This is a genomic window from Pseudomonas sp. E1BtOHC1 (genome assembly GCF_058744285.1).
The window spans coordinates 5799521-5822864 of record NZ_CP196023.1 but is presented as its reverse complement, the minus strand read 5'-3'; the positions used below and the strand labels follow the sequence as shown (position 1 = coordinate 5822864).

Sequence of the window (23344 nt, the reverse complement as noted above, 5' to 3'; positions counted from 1 at the left end):
TAAGGGGGCCGATCCGGGTTGCTTAGCAAGAATGCAGCCAGATCAGCAGAGGCTGCTTGCAGGCCGGTTGCTGTTGGTCGCTCAGGGTTTGCGCGAGGTGCCTTGCAGCGCCAGCCTGATCAGTGGCAACAGGCTGGTGCCCAGGCGTATCAGACGGGTGAGGCTGCTGGTGCCGCCGCTCTTGGCACCCTTGCCGGTGATGAACCCCAACAGGGTCACCGCCGCCACGCCCCAAAGTGGCGCGTGCTTGATGCCAAAGCCTTCCTGCCAGCTTTGCCCAAGGCCGCGGACCCGTTGCAGGGGTTGCAGCAATTGCTGGGACTCGTGGCGGATTTCCTGGCGGTGCATTTCCATGCGCAGGCGGATCAGTACCTTGCGCATTTCCCGGCGTGAGGTGTTTTGCGGAATGTCCGGCAACTTCATGGCAGCAGGCGCTCCCGATCATTGGCCAGCTCTTCGAGCGTGGCGTGGAAGGGCGAGGATTCATCGAAGATCGCCGACTTCAGGCGCAGGCCGCAGAACAGTGCCGCCAGGGTATAGAACACGCACAGGCCGATGATCCCGGCCAGGCGGTAGCTGTCCCACAGCAGGATCAGCACCAGCGCCGACAACCCCACCAGCAACAGCAGGGCAAACACCAGGGCCAGGCCGGCGAACAGCAGCAGGCTTACGGTGCGCGCTTTCTGTTCCTGCAACTCGATGCCGAACAATTCGACGTGGCTGTGCAACAGGCCCAGGACAGCAGCCCCCAGGCGCCGCGAGGACGCGCTTGGACCGCTGCCGGACGAAGTGGATTCGCCGATAGCCATATCAGCGCCGCGTCGCCAGCAGGCCGATGAGAAAGCCGACGCCGGCAGCGATACCGACGGATTGCCAAGGGTTGCTCTGCACATAGTCCTCAGCGGCGGTGACTGCAGCCTGGCCACGCTGGCGCAGGGAGTCCTCCGTCAGTTGCAGGGTTTCCCGGGCCTTGAGCAGGCTGTCGTGGATCTGCTCGCGCAATTCATCGGCCTGGTCGCCGGCCAGGGTCGCGGTGTGTTCCAGCAGACGCTCCGTGTCACTGACCAGTGCCTGAAAATCCGCCATTAGTACTTCTTGAGCCGTCTTCGCCGTTTTGCTGGCCATGGTTGTTTCTCCGTTGATTGCGTGTGTGAGCTATGAGTGTGAGCCCCGAGCGAAGGTTCACTGTAATTGTCTGGTACAGCTTTTGCTTTGTCCTGGTGCGCAAGACGTGAGGCTTGCGCCGAAAACGAGCAAGGGTGGCGCTGCAGCCCGCGTAAACCCTGGGCAAAAAAATCACAACCTCAGGTCAATCGCCTTCCCGTGGTTTCGCGTACGGCCCCTGGCGCGCCAAAACGGTTCACCGATTACGCATGATGACGCGTCCCGGAGCCAACTTGGTGCAAGGCCGGCCGTGGAGCCGGGGAGATGATGGCCGATTTCGGATCTGCCTACTCCATGGAAAATCTGCAAAGCGCTGTGGACACCCTGGTCCACGGTTCCAACACCCTGTTCATTCTGCTCGGTGCGGTCATGGTCCTGGCCATGCACGCCGGTTTTGCCTTCCTTGAAGTGGGCACGGTCCGGCAGAAGAACCAAGTCAATGCACTGTCGAAAATCCTCAGCGACTTCGCCGTCTCGACCCTGGCCTATTTCTTTATAGGCTATTGGATCTCCTATGGCGTGAGCTTCCTGCAACCGGCGGCGGTGATCAGTGCCGACCACGGCTACGGTCTGGTGAAGTTCTTTTTCCTGCTGACCTTCGCCGCGGCGATTCCGGCGATTATCTCCGGTGGCATCGCCGAGCGTGCGCGTTTTGTGCCGCAATTGTGCGCCACGGTGCTGATCGTGGCGTTCGTCTATCCGTTCTTCGAGGGGCTGGTGTGGAACGGCAACTTCGGGGTGCAAGCCTGGTTGCAACAGCGCTTTGGCGCCAGCTTCCATGATTTTGCCGGGTCCGTGGTGGTGCACGCCATGGGCGGCTGGCTGGCGCTGGCGGCAGTGCTGTTGCTGGGGCCGCGCAACGGCCGTTATCGCGACGGCAAGCTGGTGGCGTTCGCGCCGTCGAGCATTCCCTTCCTGGCGTTGGGCTCGTGGATCCTGATTGTCGGCTGGTTCGGTTTCAACGTGATGAGCGCCCAGACTCTGCAAGGGGTGAGCGGGCTGGTGGCGGTGAACTCGCTGATGGCCATGGTCGGCGGCACCGTAGCGGCGTTGATCGTTGGGCGCAATGACCCGGGCTTCCTGCACAACGGGCCATTGGCCGGGTTGGTGGCGATCTGTGCCGGTTCGGACCTGATGCATCCGGTGGGCGCCTTGGTCACCGGGGCGATTGCCGGGGCCTTGTTCGTCTGGTGCTTCATCGCCGCCCAGAGCCGCTGGAAGATCGACGATGTGCTCGGGGTCTGGCCGCTGCATGGCCTGTGCGGTGTGTGGGGCGGGATTGCCTGCGGGATCTTTGGCCAGAGTGCATTGGGTGGATTGGGCGGTGTTAGCCTGGCCAGCCAGTTGATGGGCACCGGCCTCGGGGTACTGGTGGCGCTGCTGGGCGGATTCGCCGTGTATGGCGTGATCAAGGCCGTCTGCGGGCTGCGCCTGACCCAGGAGCAGGAGTACTACGGCGCTGACCTGTCGCTGCACAAGATCGGTGCCGTAAGCCAGGACTGAGCGGCCAAGGGCCCTGGCAACGAGCTGCTCGGGGCCAGGGCGGGACGGCCTCAACCGCCCAGCAGGCGTGCTTCGCAGGCCTCGATCGCGGCCTGGGTGCCGGACACCAGCACCCGGTCGCCGGCTTGCAGGCGCGAGGTCTGGCCCAGGGGCAGATCGCGGCCATCGCGCTGTATCCCGCGCACATCCACGCCCAGCGCTTCCAGCCCCAGCTCTTGCAGCACCCGGTTGCAGGCGTGGGCGTCGGCGTCGAGGTTCACGGCGTGCATCTGTACTGCGGGCGGTTCGTGATTGTCCTGGGTGCTGCTTTGCGCCCCATGGTAGAAGCCGTGCAGCAGGCGATAGCGGCTGTGCCGCACCTCGTCCACGGTGCGTTGTACCCGTTGCTCTGGCAGGCCAAGCATGATCAGGGCGTGGGAGGCCAGCATCAGGCTCGACTCCAACAGCTCGGGCACCACTTCATTGGCGCCGGCGGCCTTGAGTTCCGCCAACTGGCTGTCATCCCGGGTCCGTACCAGGATCGGCACGTTGCGGTCCAGGTGCCGCGCGGCCTTGAGTACATTCAGCGCGATGTCGGTCTTATCCACCGCAATCACCAGCAGTCGTGCCCGCTCCAGGCCAACCGCCGCCAGCAGGTCACTTCGCCGGCAGTCGCCGTAATGCACGCAGCTTTCCGCCGCCGAGGCTTCCTGGACCCGCACCGGATCATCGTCCAGGGCGATGTAGCGCAGTTGCTCATGGCGCAGGAAACGTCCGATGGATTGGCCGACCCGGCCATAACCGCAGATCAGGACGTGGCCCTGCAACTGGGCGTTCTGCGCGCTGATTTCCTCCAGTTGGGCGGCCTGGTTGGGCTTGCGGTGCAGGCGGGCAGTGATTACCGGGGCGGCGCGCAGCAGCAGCGGGGTCAGCAGCATGGAGCAGAAGGTGGCAGCCAGCAGCAGGCTGCTGATCTGCGACGGGATCATCTGGCTCAGTTGCATCTGCGCCATCAGGGCGAAGCAGAACTCACCACCCTGGGCCAGGGCCAGGCCGCTGCGCCAGGCGGTCTCGCCGTCACTGCCGCGCAGCTTGAGCAGGGCGGCCACTACCGAACCCTTGATCAGCAGCAGGGCCAGGGTCAGGCCGAGGATCAACAGGCTGTGGTCGATGAACAGTTGCAGGTCGATGAGCATGCCGATACTGACGAAGAACAGCCCGAGGAGAATGTCGCGGAACGGACGGATATCGGCTTCGATCTGGTGCCGGTAGTGGCTTTCTCCCAGCAGCATGCCGGCCAGGAAGGCCCCGAGGGCCGGCGACAGACCCAGCAAGTGGGTGAGCCAGGCGGTCAGTAGCACAATCACCAGGGCCAGCAGCACGAACAGCTCGGCAGAGTGGGAGGCGGCGACTTCGTGGAACAGCCGGGGCAGCAGCCAGCGGCTGGCCAGCAGCAGGCCGAAGAACAGCACCAGGGTCTTGCCCAGGGTGGCGGGCAGGGCCCAGTACCAGGCCTGGTCACTGTGGCCGGCGAAGACCGGGACCAGGGTCAGCAACAGCACCGCCACCACGTCCTGGAACAGCAGCACACCGATGGCGTTCTGTCCGTGGCTGCTGAAGATCTCGCCAAGGCTGGTCAGCTCTTTGCTGACGATGGCGGTGGACGATAGGGCCAGGCCGGTACCCAGCATCAGCGCCGAGGTCAGGGGCATGCCGAACAAGGCCAGGAGCACGCCGAGGATCAGGCCGCTGCACAGCACTTGCAGGCTGCCCAGGCCAAACACCACGCGGCGCAGGGCGAGCATTTTCGACAGGGAGAATTCCAGGCCCAGGGAAAACAGCAGGAAGACCACCCCCAGTTCCGCCAGGTCCGGCAGGTCCTCGCTGTCATTGACCCAGTCCAGGGCGGTGGGCCCGACCATCAGCCCCACCGACAGATAGCCCAGGACCGGTGGCAGGCTCAGGCGCCGGAACAGCGCAATGACCACCAGTGACGAAGCGAGAATAATCAGCAGATTGGCAAACAACGGGCATCTCCGGACAAGGGGGCGGGCAGGGCAAAGCCTAGAGGCAAAAAGGCGCGAGGATCGCCCGGCTGGCGGTAAACGATTCTGACTCACGTCATTCTTTATCGAGAATGTCTCATATTCATGAGCCTTCGCTATGCTCAAGGCCTGTTGAGAAAAGCTGCGCCCGGGCGGGTCTGCAGGTGCCTGCCAGTGAGGAGCCGGAGAGATTTATGGAGCGTCTGTATTCGCTGCAAGGGTTGCGGGGCATCGCGGTATTGGGCGTGGTGCTGTTTCACATGATGTCGGTGGAGAGCAAGTATTCCGGTGGCGACATCCTGTTGCCGGCATGGCTGGACTTCTTCCAGCTCGGGGTCGATCTGTTCTTTGTCATCAGCGGTTTCGTGATGGTCATTGTCAGCCGCGGACGCTTCCAGAAGAGCCTCGAGACCCAGCGCTTCCTGTTCAATCGCCTGTCACGGATCTACCCGACCTATTGGTTGTATTTCTTCATCACCCTGGGGGTGTACCTGTGGCAGCCGGGGCTGGTGAACAGCAGCCATGGCGGCTCGAACCTGTGGATGTCGTTCCTGCTGCTGCCCAATGACAAGGTGCTGCTGGTGATGGTGGCCTGGTCGCTGCTGTTCGAATTGTGGTTCTACCTGATGTTCACGGTGTTCCTGTTCTTCAAGGAGCGGCGCCTGCCGCTGATTCTGCTGCTGTGGGCATTGGCGCTGGTGGTCTTCAACCTGTTGCAGAGCTGGCAGGACTATTCCCCGGCGCTGAAGATCATGCTGCATCCCTATGCGCTGGAATTCATTGCCGGCAGTGCCCTGGCGCTGTTTTTCTATGGGCCCTACAGCACCAGGGTGCCCACGGTGCTGGTCTGGGGCGCGCTGGCCGCGGCGTTGCTGGTGGGGGTGCCGCTGATCCATGGCTATCAGCTGTTTTTCACCGAGGGGTTGCCAAGAGTACTGGCGGTAGGGCTGACGTTTGGCACGCTGGTGCTGTCCCTGGCGCTGCTGGAGCGGCGGCAGTTGATCCGGATGCCTGGGTTTCTGACGGCTACGGGTGATATGTCCTACACCATCTATCTATCTCATCTGCTGGTGTTGGGGGTGGTGGGCAGGGCCTGGCAGGTGATCGGCTCCTGGCCTGCCAGTTATGTGGACAACCTGGTTTTCTGTGTACTGATGATGACGGCGGTGGTCTGCTATGGCTGGGTGGGATACCAGTTCTACGAGAAGCCGATCCTCGATCGCGCCACGGCCTACTGCAAACGCCGCTTCAGCTCCGCGCCCCAGCGTAAACATTTCGATCCGGTGTAACGGCCAGGGTTGTTCCTGCTTATTCGGGTAGCCATCGATGCCGAAAGTCCTCAATGCAAATCTTGATGCCCTGAAAGTCCTGCTGGCGGTGATGGTGGTGGCGTTGCACTGCAAACTGTTGGGGGGCAACTACAACTGGGCGGGCTATGTGCTGTGCAACGGCCTGTTCCGGGTGGCGGTGCCGACCTTCTTCATCATCAACGGTTACTACCTGTACCAGACCCTTAGCGGCGGTCACTCCTTTGCCCAGTGGTTCAAGCGCGGTCTGTTGATCTACTTGTTCTGGATGCTGGTCTACAGCCCGCAATACGTCGATCCGGCGACCATCCTCAGCCTGGGCGGGATACTGGGAGTAGTGAAGAAGTTGCTGATCGGCTATTTCCACCTGTGGTACCTGCTGGGCATGCTCGGTGGCGGGGTGGTGTTGCTGTTGCTGCGTAACTGGCGTTCTGCGCCCCTGGCCGGCCTGGCGTTGCTGGCCTTCCTCAGCGGCCTGTGCCTGCAGTACGCACGGGTGTACTTCCAGTTGCCCAACGAGTTTGCCCAGCATTTCAACCAGAACGACTACACCGCGCGCAACTTCCTGTTCATGGGCTTTCCGTTCATGGCCATCGGCTTTCTCTGTGCCCGGCATCAGTTGGCGCAGCACCTCAGCCGGCGCGTCGTCTGGTGCTGGCTGATCCTGGGGCTGGGGGTGATCCTGGCCGAGGCCGGGGTGAACTTTGTCCTGCGGGCCGACGTCCAGCAGAACTTCGATTTTCTCCTGTCGTTGCTGGTGATCGCCCCGGCGCTGTTTTTGTTGCCGCTGGTGTACGTTCGGAGCAGTGAAAGCAATTTCGCCGCAAAGCTGTCTTCGGCGGTGTACTACGTGCACCCCTGGTTCATCTACGGTGCCCTGGCGCTGGGAATGGTTTACGGCAACCCGATGACGGGGCTGGTGCTGGTACTGGCTTTTGGCGTGGCGCCGCTGTTGATCCTGGCCAGCCGCCGGGTACGGTTCATTCTCTGAAGATGTCGGGTCGACGGCTTTTTCTACCGGGCCTAGAATAACGGCCTGTTCTTTTATGGTTGCACTGTCATGCCCCCTGAATGCCAATTGTTCGGCACCCTTGGTTGCCATCTGTGCGAGCTGGCCGAAGCCGAGTTGATGCCTCTGGTGGAGCACGGTCTGATGGTCGAGCTGGTGGACATTGCCGAGAGTCAGGAACTGTTCGAAAGCTATGGCCTGCGCATCCCGGTGCTGCGCCGGGTGGACAATGGCGCCGAGCTCGGCTGGCCCTTCGACGCTGAGCAGGTGGTGGCGTTCCTGCGCTGACGCTTGGCTTGCAACATCCGGGCTTCCGCCTGTCGCCCGTGGTCGGAATTCATTGGCGAGATCCGTCGATTCGTTTACTGTATGCATATACAGCTATCGAGGAGTCTCGCCATGTCTCTCACTTTCCTGACCGGTACCGAACGCTCACAGCCGTTGCCAGCCTGTTTTCTGGAACTGGGTGACAGCGGTTGCGCTTCCCTGGCCAATGAGCCCACCGGTAGCGGGTTTTCCCTGGATCGGACCCTGGGTCTGGGGGCTCCTCAGATCCACGGCCTGCTGGTGGACGACGACAACCTGCTGGGCTTTGGCATCTACCCTGGGGACCGGCTGATTGTTGATCGCTCGGCCACCCCGGTGGTGGACCAGTACCTTGTGGTACGTCCTCAAGGCGCCCATGAATATTCGCTGCGCCTGCTGGCCCCCGATCCTCGTGGTGGTCTGTTGCTCAAGGCGGCGCGTCCTTCAATCCCTTCTCTGGTGCTGGATGACCTGGGTTCGATCGAGATCTGGGGCGTGGTGTTGTGGGTGGTCAGTTATGTGGGGCGCAAGCAGCCCTGATGGATGTGGCGGACGCTTCAAACCGTTAAAGGAATAAATGATGGTCAATGTCGAACAACTGAAAAACAGCGTGAACAGCATGTCCACCGATGTGCTCCGTGAGGCGGTGCTTGAGTTGCGCCTGGATGGGTTGGTCACCGAGGGCAAGACACCTTTCAACAAGCTGCACTTCAATACCTGTTTTGCCGAGATCGAAGCGCTGTTCCAGCGCGCGGGTTACCACCGGCAGTTGGATGTGGTGGGTTATCAGGGTTTGCTCTATGCCCTCTATGATCCGGGCCGCTGGGAGGCGGTGGATGTGCTGCGCTGGCTCAAGGAGTTCACCGAGGCAGCGGCCCAGGCCAAGCACTCCTGTGCCTGAGGTGGGCAAACTGCTTCTAGGTTCCTGAGGGTCGCTGTTGGATAATGCCGCTTCGCATTGATCCTTTGAGCTTTTGTATGTCCTCCGCGAGCTTTTCCGCTGCACAGCACCAGGCCAGCACCTTGTACCTGCCCCCCGGCTCCTGGCCGACGGTGCTGGATTGCCTGTGTGATCACTTCAAGGCCATCAGTCGTGAGCAATGGCTGGATCGTATTGCCCGCGGCCGGGTGCTGGATGGGCAGGGCCAGCCCATCAGCCTGGACCTGGCCTATCGCGAAGGCTTGCGGATTCATTATTTTCGCGAGGTGCCGGATGAGAAGGTAATCCCGGTGCAGGAGACCATCCTCTATGCCGACGAGCATCTGGTGGTGGTGGATAAACCGCATTTTCTTCCGGTCACCCCTGCGGGCGAGTACGTCGAGCAGACCTTGCTGCGTCGCCTTATCCGCCACCTGGACAACCCGAGTCTGGTGCCCCTGCATCGCATTGACCGGCACACGGCGGGGCTGGTGCTTTTTTCTGCCCATCCCGGCAGTCGCTCGGCCTATCAGGCGTTGTTCCCCACCCGGCAGATCGAGAAACGCTATGAAGCCATTGCCGGTGCCTTGCCACACCTGACTTTCCCCCTGGTGCACAAAAGCCGATTGGTGGACGGGGAGCCCTTCTTCCGCATGCAGGAGGCAGAGGGGCCGAGCAATACCGAAACTGCCATCGACGTCAGGGAAAGGCAGGGCGACCTGTGGCGTTATGCCTTGTACCCGGTGACGGGCAAGAAGCACCAGTTGCGGGTACACATGAGTGCCCTTGGAGCGGCGATCTGCAATGACCCGTTCTATCCCGAGGTGCTCAAGGATGCCGAGGACGACTATGACAATCCACTGAAGCTGCTGGCCCAGGGCTTGCGCTTCATCGATCCGTTGACCGGGCAGGAGCGCGAGTTCGAAAGCCGCATCAGCCTGCAGTGGTGAAAAACCGTCTCGCAGAAACAATAAAACCCGCCAAAGGCGGGTTTTATGGAAGCAAAACAACCACTGTCGGACTTACAGCTCCTTGACAGTGCGCACCTGATCCTTGTTGATGCGAGTCTGTTTGCCGTCCAGTTGTTCAAACTCGTAGAAGCCGGAATCCTTGTCGTATTTAGGGGTATCGACGGCCTGGATTTCGCGACCGTCATTCAAGGTGATCACTGTCGGCGAGGCGCAACCGGCGAGAGTGGCCAGGCCCAGTGCGAGCATGAGAGTGGCGAGGGTCCGTTGAGTCATTGTGTGTCTCCGAAATGAGTACTTTTGAGTGCTGGTCTTCAGACGTATACAACGCCTGCAAGTTCCTTGGCCAGGGACATTCTGTCACGTTGCCGGGCGGATCGCAGGCGTTGGCGGCTGCAGCTTAACTCACAGTGTCTGATCGTCCGAGATCTGGCTTTCTCGATGCCTGGGCTGCTTGCGCTGGAAGTCCGGGGCAAGGTGAATGCCGGCCCCGCAGCGGCGTCGGAACAAAGGGCTGTGATATAACACCGGGCTGTGTCTCCTACCTCTGGATCGAGCCTATGAAAGCCAAGGCTGATGTACCTTTTGCTGCCCTGAACATTGCGGTGTTGACCGTCAGTGACACCCGCACCCTGGAAACCGACACCTCCGGCCAGGTCTTCGTCGAGCGCCTGGGCGCCGCGGGCCATCGTCTGGCTGCGCGGGTGTTGCTCAAGGACGATCTGTACAAGATCCGCGCCCAGGTCGCGACCTGGATCGCCGATGACGTGGTGCAGGTGGTGTTGATCACCGGCGGCACCGGTTTTACCGGTCGCGACAGCACTCCGGAAGCGGTGGCCTGCCTGCTGGACAAGCAGGTCGATGGTTTCGGCGAGCTGTTCCGGCAGATATCGGTGGCGGATATCGGCACCTCCACTGTGCAGTCCCGTGCCTTGGCCGGTCTGGCCAATGGCACCCTGGTGTGCTGCCTGCCGGGCTCCACCAATGCGGTGCGTACCGGCTGGGACGGGATACTGGCCGAGCAACTGGACTCGCGGCATCGGCCGTGCAACTTCGTCCCTCATCTGAAACAGGCGGCGCCCTGTGAATCCCGTGGGTAAGCCGGGCAAGCAGGGGGCCTTGATGCCAGTGGAGGAGGCCTTGGAGCGCCTGTTGGCCATGGCCGAGGCGGCGCCCATTGTCGAGCGTGAACGGCTGCCGTTGGCCGCCACCGAAGGCCGGGTACTGGCTGAGGCGCTGGTATCCAGTCTGGATCTGCCGCCTTGGCCCAACAGCGCCATGGATGGATACGCCTTGCGCCTTGAGGACTGGAAGGGTGAGCCCTTGCCGGTCAGCCAGCGAGTTTTCGCCGGACAGTCCCCCGAACCCTTGCAGTCTGGAACCTGTGCCCGGATCTTCACTGGCGCTCCGCTGCCGGCGGGTGCGGATTGCGTCGAGATGCAGGAAAACGCCCAGGTTCAGGACGATCAGCGAGTACGTTTTACCGAGCCACTGAAGGTCGGCCAGAACATCCGCCCCCAGGGCCAGGAAACCACCGTGGGTGAGCAGGTCCTGGCGGCCGGTACGCGCTTGGGGCCCATCGAGCAGGGCCTGGCGGCGTCCTTGGGATGTGCCGAGCTGGAGGTGCTGCGTCGAGTCCGGGTGGCGGTATTGTCCACCGGCGACGAACTGGTGGAGCCTGGCCGGCCTCTTGGTCCGGGGCAGATCTACAACAGCAATCGAGTGCTGCTGTGCAGTTGGTTGCAGCGTCTGGGTTGTGACGTGCTGGATGCGGGAATTCTCCCCGACGACCTGCCCGCGACCCGTCAGCGCCTGGCGGAGTTGGGGGATGTGGACCTGATCCTGTCCACCGGTGGGGTCTCGGTGGGGGAGGCGGACTTTCTCGGCATCGCCCTGCGGGAAGCCGGTGAGCTGGCCCTATGGAAACTGGCAATCAAGCCCGGTAAACCCCTGACCTTCGGACACTTTCGTGGGGTGCCGGTGATTGGCCTGCCGGGCAATCCGGCATCGACCCTGGTGACTTTCGCCCTGTTGGCGCGGCCTTATCTGTTGCGGCGCCAGGGCGTGCAGCAGGTGCAACCATTGAGCTTCCAGGTGCCGGCAGGTTTTGTCTGGCCCCAGCCTGGCAATCGTCGCGAATACTTGCGCGGACGCCTGGAGAATGGGCGGGCGATCATCTATCGCAACCAGAGTTCGGGCGTACTGCGTAGTGCGGCCTGGGCCGAAGGTTTGGTAGAGGTGCTGGAGGGGCGGACCCTGGAGGAAGGCGATTGGGTCAGCTTCATTCCCTTGAGTGAAGTGCTGGATTGAGCGGACCCGGGCCCGGTTCAGCACCGGGCCCGCACTCCGCGGTTCAGCGCAGTAGCAGTAACAGCAGCAGGCCGAAACGGCTGTGCAAACCCCAGGTCACCAGGCCGGCCAGTATCGAGGCCGTGAGCGTCAGCCAGGCCAGGCGCTTGAGTATCGATAACAGCCTGGAGTGAGTCGGGCAGGCCTCGGACGAGTGCGGCAAGTCGAAGTCCCGAGCCGGTGGGTCCGCCAGCCAGGAACTGCCCTTGATGCGATTGAGCGGTGATTGCCCTCGTGGATAAAACCCCTTGTCGTTCATGACCGTGCACTTCCCTGTGTAAGGCGTCAGCGCCTGGCATCCACAGTCACTGATTGGCTCTGCAGGGTCAATTCAGGCAATTCTCATTCTTCGGTCAGGAAATTCGCTTTAAAACTCGGACCTGCAGTTCAGGCGTAGGGGCTGTCCCAGTAGCGCTTGTACATGCCGAGTCTTTTCTTCAGGCCCAGGGGCAGATAGCGTTCCTGCTGGCTGAGTTTGTAGGCGATCAGTTTCACCCCGTTGCGCAGCAGCGACCCCGGCCATTGCAGCAGGCGCCGCGGACCGAGGAACTGCAGCTCGGACTTGACGTAGCGCAGGCCCTCGCCGCCGGCACCGCCGAATGCCTGGCGAATCCAAGGCTCCCGGGCGTGGAACACGCCGATGTCGAAGTAGCGGCGAAACTCTTCCTTGAGGCTGTAGTTATGGGAGTGGCGGCAACAGGCTCGACCTTCGTAGGCAACCTTCCAGCCCGCCAGGAGCATCCTGGCGCCCACGTACATGTCCTCGGACAGGATCACATGCTTGGGAAAGCCGCCGACCTGCATCAGGGCCTCGCGCCGGTAGGCGGAGAAAGAGTTGGACATGAAGGCGGTCTTGATTCCCAGCGTCGGCACGTCAGCCAGGCTTTTCACCTGGGAGGTCGGCGGGTAGTTGAACAGCCGCGCGTGGGTGGCCAGGGGACTGGCATTCAAGTGTGGCAGCTGGCGACCGCACACCGCCCCCACTTGCGGGTCGGCGAAGGGCGCGACGATGCGGGCGATGCCCTCGGCATCCTCCAGGTAGGCGTCCTGGGTCATGAACACGTACACGTCGTAGTCGGCGTTGCGCTCTACCATCAGTTGCCGGGTGCCGCCATGGTTGAAGTCGCGGCTGTCGATGCGTAGCACGCTGGGGCCGCGTGCCAGCGCCAGCTCGTAGCTGCCGTCGCTGGAGCTGGAGTCGACGATCAGGGTATCGAACGCCGCGCTCTGGATGTCCAGGGAGTCCAGTAGCCGGGACAGGTCCTGACGGCCGTTGTAGGTCGGGATCACACAGGCCACGCGCAGTGTCGACATTGTCCATCCCTCCGGTTCAGATCAGGTTCGGGCGCCAGGGCCGCAGCCAGGCCGCGAGGGTCAGCAACAGCAGCAGGCCACAGGCGCTGCTCAATCCCAGTTGCCACCAGGTCGAGGTCAGCGGATGGAGGAACAGCGCGGCCAGTGCCATACCGCCGATACCGATCAGCCAATGGCTGCGCCAAGGCACCAGTCCCAGCAGTTGCTGGCGTCGCATCAGCAGCAACCCGGTGAGGATCACGCCGCAGATGGCCGCCAGGGCGATGCCGATCAAGCCGAAGAAGTACGGCAGCAAGGCCAGCAGCAAGGCGTTGAGCAGGCTGCCGGCGAGCTCGCAAGCCAGTGGCATGCGTGTATCCCCCGCTGCGTAGGCGTAGCGGGCCAGCAGCGCGTTCCAGGCGCCGAACATCAGCGGCACCGAAAACCATGCCAGCAGTTCCGGCAGGGGACTGCCGGCGGCCTGGCTGGGCAGCAGCAGATGCACCAGTGCCGCCGCTGCGCCGATCAACCCTACCACCGCCGGAATCGTCAACAGGGTGGCGCTGCTCAGGCCCTTGCGCAGCAGGCCCAGGCGCTGTTCGCCGGCGCTGCCGCTCATCAGTCCGAGCAGCACCTGGTTGAGGCTCATCAGGGCAATCAGCGGCAGGTTGATCAACTTGCGCGCCAGGTTGATCCAGGTGACCGCCCCTTCCCCCAGCAGCGATGCGGCCATGCGCTCCAGCAGGGCCAGGCCCTGGCTGGCCAGGTTGCTGCTCAGCAGTGGGCCGATCCGTTGCAGCAGTTCGCGACCGGCGCCGGGAGCGCCCTGAATCCGCCAGGGGCGCCAGCCATCCCGCAGCAGGCTCGGCAGCAGCACCGTGGGCATCAGCACGCTGCCCAGCACGCAGGCGCCCGCCAGCCCGACGGGGGTCGAGTCATGATGAAAGCTGGCCAGGTAGATCACCGGCGGCACGTTGAAAAGCAGCGAGCCCAGGCCGGCCAGGACGAAGCGCGATCGGGCTTGCAGCGGCACACAGAACAGGCTGTGCAGGACAAACCCCGGAGCGCACCAGGCCAGCCAGCGCAAGCCACCGCTGGCCAGGGCGTAGCCGTCGCTGCCCAGTCCGGGGCCGATCAGGCGGACCCACAACGGCGCGCCGAGGCTCAGGAGCGCAGCCAGTGACAGCCCGCACAGCAGCAGGCGCGGGGTCAGGGCACTGAGCCAGGCCTGCTGTTCCGGGGCCGAGCGTTGCTGATACAGGGGTAATGCGGCGGCGCTGAGCAGGCCTGCGGCCAGGGCCATGCGCAAGGCTTCGGGCAGGAACATCGCCACCAGGAATCCGTCGCTCTGCCCCCCGGCGCCCCAGGCCGCCACCAGCAGCCATTCCCGGGCAAAGCCGGCGGCCAGTCCGGTCAGCGTTGCCAGAGTCAGCCACAGCGTCGCGCCGAACATGGGCGTGGCCTAGTGGAACAAAGTGAACAGGCCTTTGCCGCCCACTTTGTAGTTGAGGTTGCGGCAGCGCTCGCCTTTGATGACCGCGTCCGGGCCACTGACGATGGCATAGGGCGGCACTGGCTTGGACACCACCGACTGCCCGCCGACCACCGCGCCCTCACCGATCTCGGCACCGAAGGACAGCAGGGCCCGGCTGGCGATCCAGGCGTAGTCATGGATATAGATCGGCCCGCCCACGGCCCAGAATTCCGGCTCCTTGAGGTCATGGCCGCCGGCGATGATCAGTACATGGGAGGCGATGGTCACATGGTCGCCGATGATCAGCCCGCCTCGGGCATCCAGCTGGCAGTGCCAGGCCACGGTGCTGTCCTGGCCGATGCGCAGGCTGTCGACCCCAAGCACCTCGGTGTTGCGCCAGACGGTGGAGCCCTTGCCGATCTTCGCGCCGCCCATGCGCAGCCAGAACAGACGCAGGGTGTGGCTGGGGATCTTGCAGATGAGGATGTTGTAGACCTGTTCCCAGACTCGCAGCATGCGGTCGCGCAGGGTCGGCCAGTTGATGCCATACATGGGGATCAATGCGCCTTTGAGCTCGCGGCCCAGCAAGGCATAGAAGCGCCGGGGCAAGGGCGGCTCGATCTTCGACTCGATGTTCAGGTAGCTGATGTAGGTCAGCACGTTGCCCTTGAGCGGTTGTTCGAACACCACGTCGTTTTCCAGCATCCACTGATAGGCCGCCTCCAGTTCCTCAAGGCTCACGCCCATCTTGTGCGCATATTCAGGCAGTGCCTGCTTCAGGTTCTGCGAGTGGAAAAGGCGATGTTTCATGGGCGGATTCCTGAGGGAAGGGAGTCTGAAGTAACCCGTGGCATGGGTACCCCGGCCTTGAGCCGCAAACGCCTGGCTTCATGCAGATTGAGGCCCAGCAGCAGCCAGAACAGAGCGATCAGCACCTGGGTAAAGCTGAAATAGTGGTCGAACAGGCCGCTGATCAGGGCGGCGCTGAGACCGGCGCCGCTGCCGAGCCAGAGAGCGTTGTCGCGGTTCAAGCGGACCTGCAGCCCGGTGCCGCGGGTTTCCCGCCACCAGCTCCAGATCACCGCGACGAATAGCAGCATGCCGGGTACGCCGATCTTGTAGATGAAGTTCAGCCACAGGTTGGAGATGCCCCACAGGCCAGTGCCCGGCACGGGAGGGTCGACCTTGAAGCCGATGCCGAAGGGGAACATCGCCATGGCCGCGGGGAAGTGCGAGTACTCGTCGACCCGCACGCTGGTACTGGCATCGTTGGAGGAGAACAGGGTCAGCAAGCGATCCTGCAGCGGTGGGTAGGACATCAGCAGCAAGGCGCCGAGGACCAAGCCGCCCATCAGCATGCGCCCGGTATAGGGCACGCGCTGACGGGCCATCCAGATCAGTACGATCAACAGACTCAGCAAGGCGCCCCGGGAGCCGGAAAGCAAGAGCCCGGCCGCTCCAAGCAGGGCCACGGCCAGCCCCAGGTTGCGCTGCCAGCCGCTGCGGGTCAGGCCGAAGCAGAAGGCCAGGGGCAGAAGCAGCGCCATGGCGCCGCCGGTGACGTTGGGGTGCATCCAGGGCGAGCCCATGCGATTGGCCAGGGCGCTGAGGCTGTCCCCCAGCACCTCGATACCGCCGTAGCCGAGCTTTTCCAGGATCGGGGTCATGGCGGTGGCGCTGCCGTTTTTCAGAAACATCGGAATCGACAGCAGCAGAAGCAACAGAGTGCCCAGCAGCAAGCCGCCGACCAACTGCTCCCGAGCCTTGGGTTCCTGCAGCAGGCGCCGTACCAGGAACAGCGCCGACAGGTTGAGCAGCCAGCGCACCCAGTTCACCGGCCCGTTGCCGTCGGCATGCACCGTCAGTTGACCGATGACAAACGGCAAGGCGCTGAAGGCCATCAGCGCCAGCAGCAGCTTTTCGGTGCGCAGCAGCCTGGGGGCAGGCGGCAGATTGGAGAGCAGGCTCTGCAGCAGAATACTGGCCCAGACCAATAGCAGCAGGGCTTCGGAGATCGTCGTGCGCAGGCCGATCTGTACCGTCGAGTAAGGCAGGAAAGTCGCCAGCACGGCGAACAGCAGCAGCCCGCGCATGGGCTGGCGGAGTACCGTCACCGCTGCCGCGATGCCGACCATCAGCACCAGTACCTTCAACGGTGGCAGCAGCCAGATCAGCACGCCGAAGACCAGGCTGAAGGTCAGCGCCACTGGCAGAGCGATGGGCATTACTTGAGTTCCTCGAGCAGTTCATCGAAGCGCTGGCGATAGGCGCTCTCGGCGTAACCGTCGGCCCAGGCCTTGAGTGTCTCGGGATCTTCCGTTGAGGCGCTGGCCAGTTGCACCATCAGCTGGCTCAAGGCGTTGCTGTCGGTGGGGGAGAAGCGCGGGCTGGTGGCCGGGGTGATTTCGTCCAGGGCCGAGCCGCTGGCCACCGCCACCGGGGTGCCGACGCTCAGGGCCTCGATCACCGGCAGCCCGAAGCCCTCGGCGTAGGAGGGCTGCCACAGTCGCAGAGCCTTGAGGTAGACGGCATGTAGCTGGCGGTCGCTGATATCGCTGAGAAAGTGCAGGCCATGCAGCGTTCGCAGCTCGCCGGGCAGGTGCTCCGGAGCGCCGATCAGCACCAGTTCGGGCACTTCGGGGGACTGCTGGCGGGCGGCCTGCCAGGCACCGACGAACCAGGGAATGTTCTTGCGCGGTTCGCGGGTGCCGACTGCCAGCCAGTAGCGCTCGGGAAGCTGCAGGTCGCTGATGTCAGCGGCTTCACCGTGAAAGCCGGTGACCAGATTGGGCAATACCCGGACCTTGTCCCGGGCTCCCGGGAAGCGTTTCACCAATGCGTCGGCGGTGTACTGCGAAGGCGTCCAGATCCGATCCGCCTGCTTCACCGAATGAGCGATGGACAGCGCGTCGCTGAGCCCGTAGATCCGCTCCTTGAGCCGGGAACCGTGGCTGTTGCTCAGGGTCAGCTGGAACAGGTCATGCAGCTGCAGCACATAGCGCAGTTCCTGGGGTTTCTTGCCCAGGGGCAGGCCCATGTTGAAGTTGCAGATGTACAGCTCGATGCCAGCCTCCCGCAGCGCGCCGGGGAGAAAGCCGCCCTCGAAGCGCAGTCGCCCCGGCAGCCGATGGATCCCCTGCAAAGGCGCGCCCCAGCGGGGGCAGTGCACGCGACGGCGCAGGGGATGCTCCTCGGGGGCCACGCCGAACAATTGCAGGCTGACCTCGGGGTTGGCTCGCAGGGCCTCTTCCAGTGCCAGGTTCTGCCGGCCGATTCCAGTGTTGCTGTAGCCCGCGGCGGGGCGGTAATCCAGACCTATGCGCATACGGACACTTCTTCCTTGGCTGAGGGGAGTTGCTGGTAGACCGCTTCCAGTTGGGCGGCGGCAACGGTCCAGTCGTGTTCGGCCAACACGTAGCCGCGTCCGGCGTCGCCTATGCGTTGCAGGCGCTCGGGGTCGGCGAGGGCTTCGGCGAGGATCTGCGCCAGGGCGCCGGGGTCTTCGCTGCCCAGGTAGTGCCGGCCGTTTTCCACCTGCAACCCCGAGCTGCCCTGGGCTGTGGTGACCACCGGCAAGCCGGCGGCCATGGCTTCCAGCACCTTGAGCTTGGAGCCGCCGCCCTGGCGCAGGGGCGCGAAGAACAGCGTCGAGCGTCGTTGCAGGTCCCGCAGGTCGGGGACGAAGCCTTGCCACTCGATGCGCGGGTCTGGCCAGCGCTGGCGAAAACTGTCCGGCAGGGCGTAGCCACAGATGGCGAAGCGTACGTCCGGGTTGAGCACCCAGAGGCGCGGCAGGATCTCCTCCAGGGCCCATTCCACGGCGTCCAGGTTGGGGCTGTATTCGTAGTTGCCGATAAACAGCAGGCGCTGGCTGGTCAGGTCCGGCTGGACTGAGGCGTAGTGTTCGCAGTCGACGCCATTGACCACCACTGCGGCAGGCTTGCCGCTGAGTCGGGCCAGGGTCAGGGCATCCTGTTCGGTGACCGCGATGACCTGGGTCGCCTGTTGGAACACCCGACGCTCCCAGCGTCGGTAGCGCCACTGGTCATACAGGGTGAAGGGTTTCGACCAGGCCGGCAGGCGGTCATAGCTGGCGGCGCCCAGGGCCGATTCGACATTGTGCTCGGTGAGGACGAAGTCCCGCTGCAGTTGCTGCAGCGGTTGTTCAAAGGGCTGGAAACTGTAGCTGTGCTCGATCTGGATCACGTCCCAGTGCTCGTCCAGCAGTTGGCGAAAGCGCTGTTGCAGCGGCCCCGCCAGGCCATTGATATCGGCCAGCATCGGATAGGGCGCGAACAGTACCGAGAACAGGGTCTTGAGGCTGCGCAAGGGGCGCCGGGGCAGCACGATCAGGCGTTCCAGCCAGGGCTCCAGGGCGGCGCGGGTGGCCTCGTCCAGCGGGGTTTTCGACTGCACCAGCAAAGTAATGCGATGACCTCGGGCCGCGAGGGCTCGCAGCAGGTGGTATTGCCGGGTCTTGCCGCCGCTGGTGGCGGGCCAGGGCAGGTAGGGCAGGGTCCAGAGGATCTTCATGTTCACCACACCAGGAGTTGCAGGCTGGTTTTCAACGGCACACTGAGGCCTTGCTGCCCGCTCAAGTCGGTGCGGGTTGCGGCCAGCGGGTCGTACAGGGCAGCAGCATTGAGCCCGGGGATCTGCAGGCTGGCGCCGCTGGCACTCCAGAACATCCAGACATGGGAGCCGTCGGGCCGGGTCCAGGCGATGCTGTACAGATCGCTCGGGGCATTGTTCAACTGCGGAGGGTCGGCCGGGGCCAGGCTGGGTCCGGTGACGTCGAAAAAGTGCTTGAGGGCGGCATACACCGGCTTGGGATCGCTCGCCAGGTCCACCAGGCCGTAGGACTGGTCACGGTTGCTGGCGCGGGCATCGAGGTCACTGAGGTTGAACAGGAAGATTCGCTGATAGTCCATGGTCGCCATCAGCGCCAGGCGTCGTAGGGTGTAGTCGGCCTGGCCATTGACGCCGATCATCGCCTGCATCTCGCGCTCGCCGCTGGTGTAGCTCGACCAGCCCCATTCGGTGGCCCAGACCTGTTGCACGCCCTGGCTGTGCAGGCCGCTATTGAGGAAGTTGCCGCGCACCAGGAAGTCCTTGGCCGTGGCGTCATCGCCTTCCGGATACTCGGAATAGGGGTGGTAGGCGGCGATCAGGTTTTCGTTACCCAGGCCCTGCTCCAGCAGGTCCTCGAGCATCAGTCCCGGGGTGTTGCGCATCTGGCTGTAATAGGCCATGCCGGCGGTGGCCACGGGCTTGCCGGGAATGGCCGAGCGGATTGCGCTGGTGGTGGTTTCGAGCAGGCGGTCGTAGGCAGCCGGGTCTTCCTTGGGCAGCCAGACGATGTTGGGCTCGTTCCACACTTGCCAGGTGTTCACCTGGGGATAGCGCTGGGCGAGCATGCGCATGCGCTGGGCGAAGACATTGAAGTCCTTGGGCGGGTACTGGTCGGAAGGGGCGGCGCCAGGGGGAATGTTGGCGGCGAAGGGGGCCGAGCCCACCATGTAGGCCAGGATGTTGTAGTGGCGGCTCTGCATGGCCGTCATCGCGCCATCCAGGGCGTTGAGTTGCAGGTCGTTCTCGCTGGGCTCGATCATTGCCCAGTGAATCGACAGGCGGACCCAGTTCAGGCCGAGGGCATCGAGACGGTCCATCTGTTTCTGATAGACGCTGGGAGAGAAGTACTGGAACTGGGCGTTGACCCCGAGAAAGTCCTTCCACACCACCGGCCGCGGTGCTCGCAGGTTATTGTCCGCCAGGGCCGGCCAGGCCAGGCAGGCCAGTACCAGCAGCAAGCTGCGCGATCTACGTAGCGTATACATGTGCAGCGCCTCCACAGGCATCCGTGAACACTCGGGCAAAGCGTTCGGCGGTATGGCTCCAGACCCGTCGGGCACCGATCACCCCGGCGTGTTCGGCCCAGCGCTCCACCCGCTCGGGGCTGGTGCACAAATGGCTGAGCTCGGCGGCCAGGGCCGCGACGTTGCCCTGGGGAAAGATCACACCGTTGTCCTGGGCCACTTCTTCGGCGAAGGAGCGGGCGTCGGAGGTGATGGCCCCGCGTCCGCATGCCACCGCCCAGGACAAGGCGCCGCTGGTGCCGCGCAGCTTGCCCAGGACCTTCAGCTTGCTCGACTCCCGATAGGGCAGGACCATCACATGGTGGGCCTGGATCACCTTGGGGATATCCGTGGCCGGCAGGTCCAGCTGCCAATCGATGTTGTCCTGCAGGTTCAGGCGCTGGATGTGCTGGCGCAGTTGTTCGAGGTAGCTGCCGGCACTGCCGAAGGCCATTTCCGGCTCACTGCCGCCGGCCAGGGTCAGGCGCAGGCGCTGGCGCATCCCGGGTTGCTGGGCGAAGGCCATGGCCAGTGCGTCCAGCAGGTCCTCGATGCCCTTGCCGCGATAGATGAAACCGAAATACAGCAGCTTCAAGGGCGACAGCGGTGGCAGCGGCTGGGCGGGGATCGCCAGGTTGCCGTGGGGGATGACCACCATCTGCTCCGCTCGCAGCCCCATGCGCTGGCGCAGGCACTCGCCACCGGCGTGGGTCAGGGTAATGAGCCGGTTGAGGCTGCGGGCCAGTTGCTGTTCCTCGTACAGGCAGATCGGATCGGTCAGTACCGTGGCAATCTGCGGCAGGGGCGAGGGCAGCCGTGTCGCCAGTGACAGTGGCCAGGGCAGGCGGGCCCGACGCCAGACCAGGCGCTCGGGGTCGTGCACCGTGGCGCTCAACGGCAGGCTGGGAAAGCGCTGGCGCAAGGCCTTGAGGGCGTGAAACTCCGCCAGCCGGCCACCCCCCAGTTCGGCGTGGACCAGATCAATGCCCTGCCAGTCCGTTTGCGCCACACGTTCCACCGCCCGATCCGGGTCGTTGCCCACTCCCGCCAGGGGCGTGCTGACCCGCAGTCCCAGGCCCTCCAAGGCGGCGCGCAGGTGTGCGGCGTAGTCGGCGATGCCGTTCTGTTCGGGAGGCATGGGAGCCAGCAGGGCGATATGCATCAGCTTGGACTCCTGATCCGCGCCATGAAATTCAGCACGTTCTCCGGGATGCCGAAGCGTCGACGGTTGATGATGATGCCGTCGACCCGCTTGAACGCGGTATTGAGGATCGACAGGGCGTTCTGCAGCACCGGCACTGTGGTGGTTTCGGCTTCGACGATCAGAGCGATCAGGTTGGCCTCCCGCAGGCTGACAAAGGCCTCCTGGTTGGAAAAGAAGCCGGAGGCTTCCAGCAGCACGATTTCCCCGGGAGCGGCCTTGGCCGGGCCGTTGACCCGGACCTGATGGCCGCGCTCCTGCAGCAGGTCCCGCAGGTGGCCGGTGACGAAACTCACCCCTTCGCCGTGGCGTGCCGAGGTCAGGCCGATCACCAGCCCCTGTTCCGCGACCCGCTCCAGGGGCAGTACGCCGTACAGCCGATAGAGGCTCGCGGTAAAGGCGCTGTTGCGTTGCGGCAGGTGGCTGTCCAGGTCCTGCAGGCTGCTCCAGACCTTGACCCCGAAGCGCTCTTCGATCTGGTCGCCGTCATGGATGCGCTGATCCAGCAGATAGAAGAAGTACAGCGCCAGCAGGCCCACGGCCAGACTCAGGGGAATGGCCGCCAGCAGCATGCTCAGGCTCTTGGGAAAGACCCGGCTGGGCTTGAAAGTGGCTTCTTCGATCACCGCGATATTGCTGATCTGGCTCTGGTCCAGTTCGCGGTCGATCCGCGCTTTCTCGGTGCTGTCGCTGTACAGCGCAAAGCTCTTTTCCGCCGCGCTGAGTTCGCGTTGCAGGCGTGCCAGTTCCGGCTCCAGGGCCAGGGCCTGGCGCCGGTCCTGTTCCAGCTTGAGCAACTGGGTCTGTTGCTGGGCGGCCTGGGTCTGCAGGCGGCTGAGGCTCGCCTGTTGGTCAGCGAAGCTGTTCTGCAGGCGGGTATAGACCGGATTTGGCGCCAGGTTCTCGCTGCGCTGCACTGTGCTGTTTTCCGATTTCAGCAAGGCTTGCAGGTTGGCAATGGCGGTATCCATGGCCCGCACCGGCGGCGCACCTTCCTTGAAGGTGCGGAGCATTTCCTGGCGTTCGATCTGTTTGGCGTTGATCCGCTGCTGCAGATCCTGGCGATCGGGGTTGAGACTCATCTGGCGGCCGATGCTGATCTCTTTCTTCATGCTGTTGAGCTGTTTCTGGATGGTGTCCAGGCCGCTCTTGGTGGACGCCACCGCCCGGGTGGTATTGAGGTGCTCGCCCTTGAGGTTATTGAGGTTGCGCGAGATGTCGTTGAGGCGCTCGTCGATGCTCACCGCCCCCAGTTGGTTCAAGTAGTCGGCGATCTGCGTCTTGTAGCCGAGGATGCGCTGGTTGGTGCTGGCGCTTTCGGTTTCATAGAAGGCGTACAGGCTTTTGCGGCCGAGGGTTTGCGCACGCTCCTGCTGGTAATGCTCGATCCAGCTCTTGACCACCGTCTGGGCCACTTGCGGATCGTTCCAGGTGAAGCTCACTTCCATCACCGAAGAGCCTGTGGCGTGGGTCACGCTGAAGTTTTTCAGCATGCGTTCGGTCAGGCGTTCGACCGGAGTCTGCTTTTCCACAAGACCGACCAACTGCAGGGTGCCTCGCAGCAGATCAACCAGGCCTTCCAGCGCGCCTTTCACGGCATTCTTCACACTGCCCAGGAACCCGCCGGGCTGGGGCTGGCGGGACAGGTCGTCGAGGTACTGCTGCGCCACTTTGCGGGCAATGGGCTCGCCGGCGAGGATGCGCTCTTCATCGATGATCGGGTCGCGCTGGGCGCTGGGAACCACTACTGCCTGGCGGTCGGCAATCTCGATCGGCAGGGTGCTGGTGTCGCGTCCGGGCTTGACCAGCAGCAGGGCGGTGGATTCGAAGCGGTTGGGCAGCAAGAAAGCCCCCAGCACGATGATGATGAAGGTCACCAGAACGGTGATCTTGACCTCGCGCTTGAAGATGAAGAACAACCGCAGCAGATCGCGAAAGGAACGGATATTGATCATGAGTGCTGTCCTTGGCG

The 23344-nt window shown here is 63.6% G+C and carries 24 protein-coding genes; 9 read left to right on the top strand and 15 right to left on the bottom strand.

Annotated elements, in window-relative coordinates; translation table 11 throughout:
• Nucleotides 1-81: 81 nt before the first annotated feature.
• The 3 genes from ACSSVC_RS26140 to ACSSVC_RS26130 are packed head-to-tail and all read right to left on the bottom strand — an operon-like array spanning nucleotide 82 to nucleotide 1125.
• Nucleotides 82-423 (bottom strand): hypothetical protein, encoded by a 342-nt coding sequence (locus ACSSVC_RS26140; RefSeq protein WP_346632150.1) that lies wholly within the window; start codon nucleotides 421-423, stop codon nucleotides 82-84.
• A complete protein-coding gene (locus tag ACSSVC_RS26135) occupies nucleotides 420-809 on the bottom strand; it encodes a phage holin family protein (RefSeq protein ID WP_123727081.1) in 390 nt (129 codons plus the stop codon). The genes ACSSVC_RS26140 and ACSSVC_RS26135 overlap by 4 nt, the downstream gene beginning before the upstream one ends.
• A 1-nt stretch (nucleotide 810) precedes the next feature.
• Complete coding sequence (locus ACSSVC_RS26130) at nucleotides 811-1125, bottom strand: ElaB/YgaM/YqjD family protein (protein WP_011062506.1); 315 nt, start codon at nucleotides 1123-1125, stop codon at nucleotides 811-813.
• 333 nt (nucleotides 1126-1458) lie between these two features.
• On the opposite strand from ACSSVC_RS26130, the gene ACSSVC_RS26125 reads away from it, so the two are divergent.
• Nucleotides 1459-2667: an ammonium transporter gene (locus tag ACSSVC_RS26125; RefSeq protein ID WP_346632555.1), complete on the top strand. Its 1209-nt coding sequence runs from the start codon at nucleotides 1459-1461 to the stop codon at nucleotides 2665-2667.
• Between the two features lie 50 nt (nucleotides 2668-2717).
• Here the strand turns inward: ACSSVC_RS26125 and ACSSVC_RS26120 are convergent, their stop codons facing one another.
• Nucleotides 2718-4673, bottom strand: a complete 1956-nt coding sequence (locus ACSSVC_RS26120; protein ID WP_346632149.1) for a monovalent cation:proton antiporter-2 (CPA2) family protein — start codon at nucleotides 4671-4673, stop codon at nucleotides 2718-2720.
• A 212-nt stretch (nucleotides 4674-4885) separates the two neighbouring features.
• Here ACSSVC_RS26120 and ACSSVC_RS26115 point away from each other — a divergent pair, with 212 nt between their 5' ends.
• The 6 genes from ACSSVC_RS26115 to ACSSVC_RS26090 all read left to right on the top strand — a co-directional run bounded on the left by ACSSVC_RS26115 (nucleotide 4886) and on the right by ACSSVC_RS26090 (nucleotide 9182).
• On the top strand, nucleotides 4886-5980 hold the full coding sequence (locus ACSSVC_RS26115) for an acyltransferase family protein (protein ID WP_492611669.1): 1095 nt from the start codon (nucleotides 4886-4888) through the stop codon (nucleotides 5978-5980).
• 37 nt (nucleotides 5981-6017) lie between these two features.
• Nucleotides 6018-6989, top strand: a complete 972-nt coding sequence (locus tag ACSSVC_RS26110; protein WP_346632147.1) for an acyltransferase family protein — start codon at nucleotides 6018-6020, stop codon at nucleotides 6987-6989.
• Between the two features lie 69 nt (nucleotides 6990-7058).
• A complete protein-coding gene (locus tag ACSSVC_RS26105) occupies nucleotides 7059-7295 on the top strand; it encodes a glutaredoxin family protein (RefSeq protein ID WP_102860924.1) in 237 nt (78 codons plus the stop codon).
• Between the two features lie 111 nt (nucleotides 7296-7406).
• A complete protein-coding gene (locus ACSSVC_RS26100; RefSeq protein ID WP_404937430.1) occupies nucleotides 7407-7853 on the top strand; it encodes a S24 family peptidase in 447 nt (148 codons plus the stop codon).
• Between the two features lie 40 nt (nucleotides 7854-7893).
• Nucleotides 7894-8214, top strand: coding sequence for a transcriptional regulator (locus ACSSVC_RS26095; RefSeq protein ID WP_102860926.1), 321 nt, complete (start codon nucleotides 7894-7896; stop codon nucleotides 8212-8214).
• A gap of 77 nt (nucleotides 8215-8291) precedes the next feature.
• On the top strand, nucleotides 8292-9182 hold the full coding sequence (locus ACSSVC_RS26090; RefSeq protein ID WP_492611668.1) for a pseudouridine synthase: 891 nt from the start codon (nucleotides 8292-8294) through the stop codon (nucleotides 9180-9182).
• A gap of 72 nt (nucleotides 9183-9254) precedes the next feature.
• Here the strand turns inward: ACSSVC_RS26090 and ACSSVC_RS26085 are convergent, their stop codons facing one another.
• The gene (locus tag ACSSVC_RS26085) at nucleotides 9255-9476 is read right to left on the bottom strand and encodes a YgdI/YgdR family lipoprotein (protein ID WP_015636515.1); all 222 of its coding nucleotides are present in this window, start codon (nucleotides 9474-9476) and stop codon (nucleotides 9255-9257) included.
• A 284-nt stretch (nucleotides 9477-9760) separates the two neighbouring features.
• On the opposite strand from ACSSVC_RS26085, the gene moaB reads away from it, so the two are divergent.
• The gene (gene moaB, locus ACSSVC_RS26080; RefSeq protein WP_346632144.1) at nucleotides 9761-10300 is read left to right on the top strand and encodes a molybdenum cofactor biosynthesis protein B; all 540 of its coding nucleotides are present in this window, start codon (nucleotides 9761-9763) and stop codon (nucleotides 10298-10300) included.
• A 22-nt stretch (nucleotides 10301-10322) separates the two neighbouring features.
• Complete coding sequence (locus ACSSVC_RS26075) at nucleotides 10323-11510, top strand: molybdopterin molybdotransferase MoeA (protein WP_346632554.1); 1188 nt, start codon at nucleotides 10323-10325, stop codon at nucleotides 11508-11510.
• A gap of 43 nt (nucleotides 11511-11553) precedes the next feature.
• Here ACSSVC_RS26075 and ACSSVC_RS26070 read toward each other — a convergent pair whose 3' ends face one another.
• From ACSSVC_RS26070 to ACSSVC_RS26025, 10 genes are all read right to left on the bottom strand, one after another.
• A complete protein-coding gene (locus ACSSVC_RS26070; RefSeq protein WP_346632143.1) occupies nucleotides 11554-11808 on the bottom strand; it encodes a hypothetical protein in 255 nt (84 codons plus the stop codon).
• A gap of 128 nt (nucleotides 11809-11936) precedes the next feature.
• A complete protein-coding gene (locus tag ACSSVC_RS26065) occupies nucleotides 11937-12863 on the bottom strand; it encodes a glycosyltransferase family 2 protein (RefSeq protein ID WP_346632142.1) in 927 nt (308 codons plus the stop codon).
• Nucleotides 12864-12879: 16 nt separating this feature from the next.
• Entirely contained in the window at nucleotides 12880-14295 is a 1416-nt protein-coding gene (locus ACSSVC_RS26060) for a lipid II flippase MurJ (protein WP_346632141.1), read from the bottom strand.
• 9 nt (nucleotides 14296-14304) lie between these two features.
• Complete coding sequence (locus tag ACSSVC_RS26055; protein ID WP_346632140.1) at nucleotides 14305-15126, bottom strand: acyltransferase; 822 nt, start codon at nucleotides 15124-15126, stop codon at nucleotides 14305-14307.
• The gene (locus ACSSVC_RS26050) at nucleotides 15123-16541 is read right to left on the bottom strand and encodes an O-antigen ligase family protein (protein ID WP_446439280.1); all 1419 of its coding nucleotides are present in this window, start codon (nucleotides 16539-16541) and stop codon (nucleotides 15123-15125) included. Before ACSSVC_RS26050 ends, ACSSVC_RS26055 begins: the two co-directional genes overlap by 4 nt.
• Nucleotides 16541-17641 carry a glycosyltransferase family 4 protein gene (locus tag ACSSVC_RS26045; RefSeq protein ID WP_346632138.1) on the bottom strand — a complete coding sequence of 367 codons (1101 nt, stop codon included), beginning with the start codon at nucleotides 17639-17641 and terminating at the stop codon, nucleotides 16541-16543. Before ACSSVC_RS26045 ends, ACSSVC_RS26050 begins: the two co-directional genes overlap by 1 nt.
• Nucleotides 17632-18849 (bottom strand): glycosyltransferase family 4 protein, encoded by a 1218-nt coding sequence (locus ACSSVC_RS26040; RefSeq protein WP_492611667.1) that lies wholly within the window; start codon nucleotides 18847-18849, stop codon nucleotides 17632-17634. The genes ACSSVC_RS26045 and ACSSVC_RS26040 overlap by 10 nt, the downstream gene beginning before the upstream one ends.
• Before the next feature lie 2 nt (nucleotides 18850-18851).
• On the bottom strand, nucleotides 18852-20153 hold the full coding sequence (locus tag ACSSVC_RS26035) for a cellulase family glycosylhydrolase (protein ID WP_346632136.1): 1302 nt from the start codon (nucleotides 20151-20153) through the stop codon (nucleotides 18852-18854).
• Nucleotides 20137-21333 (bottom strand): glycosyltransferase, encoded by a 1197-nt coding sequence (locus tag ACSSVC_RS26030; RefSeq protein WP_346632135.1) that lies wholly within the window; start codon nucleotides 21331-21333, stop codon nucleotides 20137-20139. The genes ACSSVC_RS26035 and ACSSVC_RS26030 overlap by 17 nt, the downstream gene beginning before the upstream one ends.
• The gene (locus tag ACSSVC_RS26025; RefSeq protein ID WP_346632134.1) at nucleotides 21333-23327 is read right to left on the bottom strand and encodes a GumC family protein; all 1995 of its coding nucleotides are present in this window, start codon (nucleotides 23325-23327) and stop codon (nucleotides 21333-21335) included. Before ACSSVC_RS26025 ends, ACSSVC_RS26030 begins: the two co-directional genes overlap by 1 nt.
• Nucleotides 23328-23344: the final 17 nt, after the last annotated feature.

Coding starts and splice junctions, on each gene's coding strand:
- ACSSVC_RS26075 (WP_346632554.1), top strand. CDS start 10,323: ATGCCAGTGGAGGAGGCCTTGGAGCGCCTGTTGGCCATGGCCGAGGCG.
- ACSSVC_RS26115 (WP_492611669.1), top strand. CDS start 4,886: ATGGAGCGTCTGTATTCGCTGCAAGGGTTGCGGGGCATCGCGGTATTG.
- ACSSVC_RS26070 (WP_346632143.1), bottom strand. CDS start 11,808: ATGAACGACAAGGGGTTTTATCCACGAGGGCAATCACCGCTCAATCGC.
- ACSSVC_RS26035 (WP_346632136.1), bottom strand. CDS start 20,153: ATGTATACGCTACGTAGATCGCGCAGCTTGCTGCTGGTACTGGCCTGC.
- ACSSVC_RS26100 (WP_404937430.1), top strand. CDS start 7,407: ATGTCTCTCACTTTCCTGACCGGTACCGAACGCTCACAGCCGTTGCCA.
- ACSSVC_RS26095 (WP_102860926.1), top strand. CDS start 7,894: ATGGTCAATGTCGAACAACTGAAAAACAGCGTGAACAGCATGTCCACC.
- ACSSVC_RS26040 (WP_492611667.1), bottom strand. CDS start 18,849: ATGAAGATCCTCTGGACCCTGCCCTACCTGCCCTGGCCCGCCACCAGC.
- moaB (WP_346632144.1), top strand. CDS start 9,761: ATGAAAGCCAAGGCTGATGTACCTTTTGCTGCCCTGAACATTGCGGTG.
- ACSSVC_RS26110 (WP_346632147.1), top strand. CDS start 6,018: ATGCCGAAAGTCCTCAATGCAAATCTTGATGCCCTGAAAGTCCTGCTG.
- ACSSVC_RS26135 (WP_123727081.1), bottom strand. CDS start 809: ATGGCTATCGGCGAATCCACTTCGTCCGGCAGCGGTCCAAGCGCGTCC.
- ACSSVC_RS26130 (WP_011062506.1), bottom strand. CDS start 1,125: ATGGCCAGCAAAACGGCGAAGACGGCTCAAGAAGTACTAATGGCGGAT.
- ACSSVC_RS26125 (WP_346632555.1), top strand. CDS start 1,459: ATGGAAAATCTGCAAAGCGCTGTGGACACCCTGGTCCACGGTTCCAAC.
- ACSSVC_RS26090 (WP_492611668.1), top strand. CDS start 8,292: ATGTCCTCCGCGAGCTTTTCCGCTGCACAGCACCAGGCCAGCACCTTG.
- ACSSVC_RS26065 (WP_346632142.1), bottom strand. CDS start 12,863: ATGTCGACACTGCGCGTGGCCTGTGTGATCCCGACCTACAACGGCCGT.
- ACSSVC_RS26140 (WP_346632150.1), bottom strand. CDS start 423: ATGAAGTTGCCGGACATTCCGCAAAACACCTCACGCCGGGAAATGCGC.
- ACSSVC_RS26045 (WP_346632138.1), bottom strand. CDS start 17,641: ATGCGCATAGGTCTGGATTACCGCCCCGCCGCGGGCTACAGCAACACT.
- ACSSVC_RS26055 (WP_346632140.1), bottom strand. CDS start 15,126: ATGAAACATCGCCTTTTCCACTCGCAGAACCTGAAGCAGGCACTGCCT.
- ACSSVC_RS26030 (WP_346632135.1), bottom strand. CDS start 21,333: ATGCATATCGCCCTGCTGGCTCCCATGCCTCCCGAACAGAACGGCATC.
- ACSSVC_RS26050 (WP_446439280.1), bottom strand. CDS start 16,541: ATGCCCATCGCTCTGCCAGTGGCGCTGACCTTCAGCCTGGTCTTCGGC.
- ACSSVC_RS26105 (WP_102860924.1), top strand. CDS start 7,059: ATGCCCCCTGAATGCCAATTGTTCGGCACCCTTGGTTGCCATCTGTGC.
- ACSSVC_RS26085 (WP_015636515.1), bottom strand. CDS start 9,476: ATGACTCAACGGACCCTCGCCACTCTCATGCTCGCACTGGGCCTGGCC.
- ACSSVC_RS26060 (WP_346632141.1), bottom strand. CDS start 14,295: ATGTTCGGCGCGACGCTGTGGCTGACTCTGGCAACGCTGACCGGACTG.
- ACSSVC_RS26025 (WP_346632134.1), bottom strand. CDS start 23,327: ATGATCAATATCCGTTCCTTTCGCGATCTGCTGCGGTTGTTCTTCATC.